Annotated in this window: 5 protein-coding genes; all 5 read right to left on the reverse strand. The window is 52.6% G+C overall.

Annotated elements, in window-relative coordinates; genetic code table 11:
* Positions 1-502: 502 nt before the first annotated feature.
* A complete protein-coding gene (gene mdh, locus RBT11_20410; GenBank protein ID MDX9789149.1) occupies positions 503-1,435 on the reverse strand; it encodes a malate dehydrogenase in 933 nt (310 codons plus the stop codon).
* 479 nt (positions 1,436-1,914) lie between these two features.
* Positions 1,915-3,939 (reverse strand): pyruvate carboxylase subunit B, encoded by a 2,025-nt coding sequence (locus RBT11_20415; GenBank protein MDX9789150.1) that lies wholly within the window; start codon positions 3,937-3,939, stop codon positions 1,915-1,917.
* Between the two features lie 44 nt (positions 3,940-3,983).
* Positions 3,984-4,187 (reverse strand): hypothetical protein, encoded by a 204-nt coding sequence (locus RBT11_20420; GenBank protein MDX9789151.1) that lies wholly within the window; start codon positions 4,185-4,187, stop codon positions 3,984-3,986.
* A 93-nt stretch (positions 4,188-4,280) separates the two neighbouring features.
* Entirely contained in the window at positions 4,281-5,834 is a 1,554-nt protein-coding gene (locus RBT11_20425) for a carboxyl transferase domain-containing protein (protein MDX9789152.1), read from the reverse strand.
* Between the two features lie 135 nt (positions 5,835-5,969).
* On the reverse strand, positions 5,970-6,991 hold a 1,022-nt coding region (gene meaB / locus RBT11_20430), incomplete at its 5' end, for a methylmalonyl Co-A mutase-associated GTPase MeaB (protein MDX9789153.1).

Consider the following 6,991-nt stretch of genomic DNA (forward strand, 5'->3'; position numbering starts at 1 on the left):
CCTGCTTTTTTGGCCACGTCCCGAATATTGGCTTTATGAAAATCGGAATTGGAAAAAATATCCGCTACGGCGCTTTCCAGCCGCTTATAGACCTCAGGTTTGAGTCCAACACAGAGCAAACGGCCTTGGTCCTCATTTTCTGATGTTAAATTCAAGTCTGTCATATGGCATTGCCGTTTTTGTTCATGAGTCAGGTGGTTGATCTTTTAAAATCCGCGGCCTATACAAATACGTTATTAAAAACTTTTATATTTATTAACAATATATTAGCTGTTTATTTGCAGCCATTATATGTTTAATATGTAACATTGTTACTTTTTTTGCAAACAAAAAAGTGGCCAAAAAACCCACGCGGAATAAAAGCAACCGATAAAGGCGATATGCTGAATTCCTTCGCTTTTTTTTCGATGTATTTCGAAACCGGTCCATCCGGCAAGGTGGACTCCAACAACTCGACATCGCTCTCCGGCGAACCACCCAAACGCGTGAAACAACCGCCCGGTCAATTCAGCGTCGACACTATATCCACCAGGCTCTGCACAGCCGCCGCCGACTTTTTCAAAGCCGCATCTTCTTCGACTGTGAGCTTGATTTCGATAATCTGCTCCATTCCTTTTCGGCCCAGCTTCACGGGCACACCGATAAACAGATCTTGAATGCCGAATTCGCCCTTAAGATACGCGGCGCAAGGCAAAATCTTTTTCTTGTCCTTAAGAATCGACTCGGCCATTTCCACCGCGGATGAGGCCGGCGCGTAAAAGGCACTTCCCGTTTTCAGCAGTCCCACAATCTCCGCTCCGCCGTTGGCGGTTCGTTGCACCAGCGCGTTGATGCGCTCCTTACTCATCAGTTCCGTGATGGGAATGCCCGCCACTGTGGAGTATCTTGGTAACGGCACCATTGTGTCCCCATGACCGCCCAGCACAAAGGCATGGGTGCTTTCAACCGACACATCCAGCTCCATGGCAATAAAGGTTCGGAACCGGGCCGAATCCAGCACACCGGCCATACCGATGACCCGCTCTCTGGGAAACCCGCTGGTCGCCATCGCCACATGACACATGGCATCCAGAGGATTACTGACGATAATAAGAATCGCATTGGGCGATTTGGGGACAACCTGGGTCACAACGCCTTTTATGATCCCGGCGTTGGTGGCGATCAAATCATCCCGGCTCATACCGGGTTTGCGCGGAATTCCGGCCGTAATGATGACGATGTCGGAGCCGGCCGACTCATCATACCCATTGGAGCCGATGAGTTTGGCATCATGCTTTTCGACCGGCGCGGCCTGCATAAGATCAAGCGCTTTTCCCTGTGGAACCCCTTCGACGATATCAATCAATACCACATCACACAGCTCTTTTTCAGCCAGCCGCTGTGCCGTCGTAGCGCCCACAAAACCGGCACCAACCACCGTAACCTTTTTATCCATAAAGCCCCCATCCAGGCATTGACGCCATCAACGCCCCACCATAACAATTGTCGCTTTTATCAATTCTTCGGAACATTCGAATGATGAGGAAGAACGAGTTGGCAGGCTGTTTTTTACAAAAAAAATTGTGTTATTTTTATATTATCACATATTTTCAATATGTTTTTTCGTTTTCATCTGATATATTATATTCTTTATGTAACATTGTTACATAAATTGCAACAAGAAAATGCAACCACTCCAAATACACTTCTAAAAAAAATTGGCAACCGTGGAATATAAGAAGGGGCGCTATTGTATAAGGTGGGGCAGGCATTGTGGACGCTCGGCAATGAGCGATGGCAACCACATTCGGCTCTGCAAGCTGCCGACAGTGGGGAATTCACTGTCGGCAGCAGAAGAACAACCTCAAGGTCGACGTTCAGCCGCCGGCCTTTTTAAAACAGCAACCGTTGGTTACCAATTCGGTAAAATAAGACCTATCCGATGACGCACAAAACAGCGCCTTTGGCAACCGAATCGCCGGAACCGACATTTATAGCCGTAACTGTTCCGTCAACCGGCGCAGCCAGGGCATTTTCCATCTTCATCGCTTCCAATACCAACAGGGTATCGCCCTTTTTGACCACATCGCCGACTTTCTTGGCGACGCTGACAATCATGCCGGGCATGGGTGCCGTCAGCGAGGTGCCATCAGCGTTGGAAGTGGAAACCGCAGCGGGTGCGGCTACGGCCGCCGGCGCGGTCGGTGGTTGAGCCGGTGCTTTCTGAGCAACAGGCGCGCTCGGCATTACAGGGACTGCCGCCGGGGCTGCGGCGGGCATTTGAACCGGCGCGGCCTGAACATAACTGACTAACGGCAGGCCGTCCTTGGGCTCAACACCCACTTCAAAATAATCGTTATCCACAAAAACGTTGAACGTTCGCAGGTTCTCGCCCTTTTCGGGCGCCTCTTTTCCGTTCTTCTCAATCAAAAGACCTGCCTTGGCCTTTCGAATCAACTCGTCCTCAGCCGCAACAGCTTCCAGTGATTTCGGCATGACGTCCTTGGGGGGTGTTTCCTTGCCGTATTTCCATTTTAAAAAGCGTTTCCCGGTCACCGGATAGATGGCGTAGAGAACCTCATCGTCGATATCCACGGCCAGATCCTTGATCTCTTCTTTGGCCTTAGCCAGTTCCGGTTCCAGTACTTCGGCCGGCCGGCAGGTGATGGGCTCTTCGCCGCGGGGATACCCTTTCAGGGCTTTCTTCTGCACTTCGGGATCAATGGGAATCGCTGTTTTTCCATAAAGGCCGTAACACAAGTCTTTAACCTGGGCGGTAATCATTTTGTAGCGCTCTTCTTCCGTGTCAAAGAGCACATTATTGACCGTCTGAATGCCCACGATCTGGCTGGTGGGCGTAACCAGGGGAATCTGGCCCAGCTCTTTTCGGACCCGCGGCAGCTCCTTATACACCTCATGAATCTTATCGAGCGCATCCATTTCCCGAAGCTGGTTGACCAGATTCGACAGCATGCCGCCAGGTGTCTGATGCAGCAGCACATTGATGTCGATGAGAGAAACCTTGGAATCGTCCAGCAGGTGTTTGTACTTGGGCATCACCTCTTTTTCCAGCTTCACGTTGATGTCGGCCAATAGCTTGATATCAAAGCCGGTGTCCCGGTTGGTGCCCAAAAGGGTCATGACCAGGGGTTCAATAGCGGCATGGGAGGTGCGATACGCGTAGGGCGTCATACAGGTGTCGATAATGTCCACGCCCGCTTCGATCGCTTTTAAGTGCGTCATGGGCGACATGCCGGACGTAAAATGGCTGTGCAAGTGAATCGGGGCCTTGACCGCGGCTTTCAATGCTTTGACCAGTTCATAGGCATCATAGGGCGCCAGCAAACCGGCCATGTCCTTGATGCAAATGGAGTCGGCGCCCATGGCTTCCAGGGCTTTGGCCTTCTTGACAAAATAATCGATATTATAAACTTCCCCGCCCATGCGCGGTTCGGTCATCGTGTAGCACATGCACCCCTGAAAATGCTTTCCGCAGGATTTAATGGCCTTCACGACCGTCTCAAAGTTCCGGTAATCGTTGAGCGCATCAAAGGTCCGAAAAATGTCCATGCCGTTTTCGGCGGCCCGTTCCACAAAGACCTTGGCGAGATCATCGGCATAATTACGGTATCCGACCAGGTTCTGTCCCCTGAGCAGCATGGAAAACGGCGTTTTCTTGAAATACCGTTTGAGCGTGCGAATCCTTTCCCAGGGATCTTCATTCAAAAACCGGTGCATGGTATCAAAGGTGGCGCCGCCCCAGGTTTCAACCGCCCAGAACCCGACCGAGTCCATCATCTCCGCGATCGGAATCATATCCTCGGTCCGGCCGCGGGTGGCGAACAAGGACTGGTGACCGTCACGCAGCGTGAGGTCCTCCACCTTGACAGGGTTTTTGGCTTTCGGCCGGTCTTTGCCATACTGCATTTCCGTCATCTTTAATTGGTCGTGAACACTCATCTTAACGCTCTCCTATAGAAAAATCGGTTTTGATGTAATCTCATTCATATTCGGTTAACGGCTCTTAACTGCATTAAATTTCGCAACTGCATCTGAGATTGGCGCCCACTGGCCCCCCAGAAACTTGTCAGTGCCGGGGGCGGCGGTGCCGAAACCGCTGCTGCTTCCGGCTGCAATTGAATCGCCGCATTTTCCTCTTGCATGTAGGCAATTACCGCAGAGGCGGCCGCCGCCATTTTCTTTGTCATATCCATATCCTCACCCATCGCATGCCAGGGGTCGGGTTCAAAAATACCCGCCCTTGTTTTTTATGATGACGCATCGGTTCCCCCACAGGGAGCTTAAACGGGAATATTGCCGTGCTTTTTCGGCGGCCGCAGTTCCCGCTTCGTGCACAGGATCTCCAGGGCATCAATCAACCGCGACCGGGTTTCCCGGGGCCGAATCACCGCATCCACATACCCTCTGGCGGCAGCGCAATAGGGATTGGAGAAAAGCGTTTCATATTCGTTTATTTTCTCATTGCGCTTGGCGACCGGGTCGTCCGCATCGTTTATTTCTTTGCGGTGAATGATGTTGGCGGCCCCTTGAGCGCCCATCACCGCGATCTCCGCGGTCGGCCAGGCAAAGGCCATGTCTGCACCCAGATGCCTCGAAGACATGGCAATGTAGGCGCCGCCATAATCTTTCCGGGTAATCAGAAGCAGTTTGGGAACGGTCGCTTCGGAATAGCACCAGAGAAGCTTGGCGCCATGACGGATAATGCCGCCCCATTCCTGGTCGCTTCCCGGTAAGTACCCCGGTACATCCGCAATCGTCAAAATCGGAATATTAAACGCATCACAAAACCGAATAAAACGGGTCGCCTTATCGGCGGCGTTGATATCCAGAGACCCTGCCATCACCTTTGGCTGGTTGGCGATAATACCGATGCTGCGGCCGTTCAGCCGCGCAAAACAGATCAAGATATTGGGCGCAAAATGCTGGTGCGGCTCAAATACCTCCCCGTTGTCCACAATGGGGCGAATGACATCCATCATGTCGTACCCCTGGCCGGGGCTGTCCGGAATAACCGTGTCGAGAGCCGGATCCATACGTCCCGGCAAATCATCGGTGGCCACCCGTGGAGGATCATCCATGTTATTGGACGGCAGGTAGGACAAAAGCATCTTGATCTGGTTTATGGCGTCTTCGTCGTTTTCGCACGCAAAATGGGCCACGCCGCTTTTTTCATTATGCGCCATGGCGCCGCCCAAGTCTTCAAAGGTAATCTCTTCACCGGTAACGGCCTTGATGACCTCCGGCCCGGTTATGAACATATGGGCGGTATTTTTGACCATAAAGATGAAATCCGTCATGGCCGGTGAATAGACCGCGCCCCCCGCGCAAGGCCCCATAATGGCCGAAATCTGAGGAATCACGCCTGATCCGATCGAATTGCGGTAAAAAATTTCACCAAATCCACACAGTGCATCCACCCCCTCCTGAATTCGGGCGCCGGCCGAGTCATTCAATCCGACAAACGGCACGCCGGATTTAAGCGCCATGTCCATGACCTTGCAGATCTTTTTGGCGTGCATCTCCCCCAGACTGCCGGCCCGAGCCGTAAAGTCCTGCGAAAAGGCAAATACGGGGCGGCCCGCCACCAGGCCATGGCCCGTGACAACTCCGTCTGCGGGAACCTCCACCGCCTGCATGCCGAAATTAACACAGCGGTGTGAAACGAACATATCAATTTCTCTGAAAGTGCCGACATCAAAGAGCAGATTTAATCGTTCCCGGGCCGTCAGCTTGCCTTTCTTTTTGTGCGAAGCGACCATCTGGTCACCCCCCATTCGGCGGACCTTTTTCTCTCGGTCCATCAACTCCTTGATTTTTTCTTCCACTTTCCCCATTATCACTTTCCTTTCACCTATCCCGAATTTTGCCCCACTAACGCCATAAGGTCATGCCGAATCGATAAAGACAACCAAGCCATTGATTCAAGGTCCTTATGCTGAACGATAATTCAGCCTGAAAAAAGATTAAAGTTATTTACTTGATTCGGTCAAGGCCTCTTTGTCAAGAAAAAAAAGCAGCTTTTCCGCCGCCGCCGTGGCATTCAGCGTTCCCGCCAGAACAGCCCGACGAAGTTCGGGAAACATCGATTTGACGACCGGATGTGCATAAAACCTACTTTTCAGCCCCTCTTCGATCAAGGCCGCCATCCAGTCGATGGCCTGTGCGCGGCGTCGCTCCAACCGTTCTCCGGTTTCATCAAACCGTTGCCGATGGGTCAATATGGTTTGCCATATGGCTTCAATACCCGTGGATTCAAGCGCGCTGCAGGTCAGCACGGGCGGGGTCCAGGTGGGGGTGGCCGGCCTTAAAAGATGCAAGGCGTTTTCATAGGTTCGTTGCGCCCGTTTGGCGTTTTCCACATTGTCGCCGTCCGCTTTGTTAATGACCAGGGCGTCGGCCAATTCCAAAACCCCTTTTTTAATGCCCTGAATTTCATCGCCCGCGCCGGCTATCATCAGAATCAGAAAAAAATCGACCATGGACGCCACATCGATTTCCGATTGACCCACACCGACGGTTTCCACCATGATTACGTCAAATCCGGCGGCTTCGCATACGAGCAGGGTTTCGCGGGTCTTTCTGGCAACGCCGCCCAGAATGCCGCCCGATGGAGACGGCCGAATAAACGCCCGACGGTCCGCGGCGAGTTTTTCCATTCGGGTCTTATCCGCCATAATGCTGCCGCCCGAGCGCTTGCTGCTGGGATCCACCGCCAGTACCGCCACATGGTATCCTTTATCCAGCAGCAGGGTTCCGAGCCGCTCGATAAACGAGCTTTTTCCCGCACCCGGCACCCCGCTGACCCCCAGGCGGATGGACCCGCCGGTATGGGGCAACAGCCCGTTGATCACCGCGCGGGCCAATCGTTGGTGCTCGGGATTTGAACTTTCAATGAGCGTAATGGTTTTGGAAAAAATCCGGCGAGCACCCGCAAGAACGCCTTGCACATAAAAGGAGGCGTTTTCAGGCATTTGCACCACGCTTTTCAAGC

This window comes from Desulfobacterales bacterium, assembly GCA_034003325.1.
In the GTDB taxonomy this organism is placed as follows: Bacteria; Desulfobacterota; Desulfobacteria; order Desulfobacterales; family JAFDDL01; genus JAVEYW01.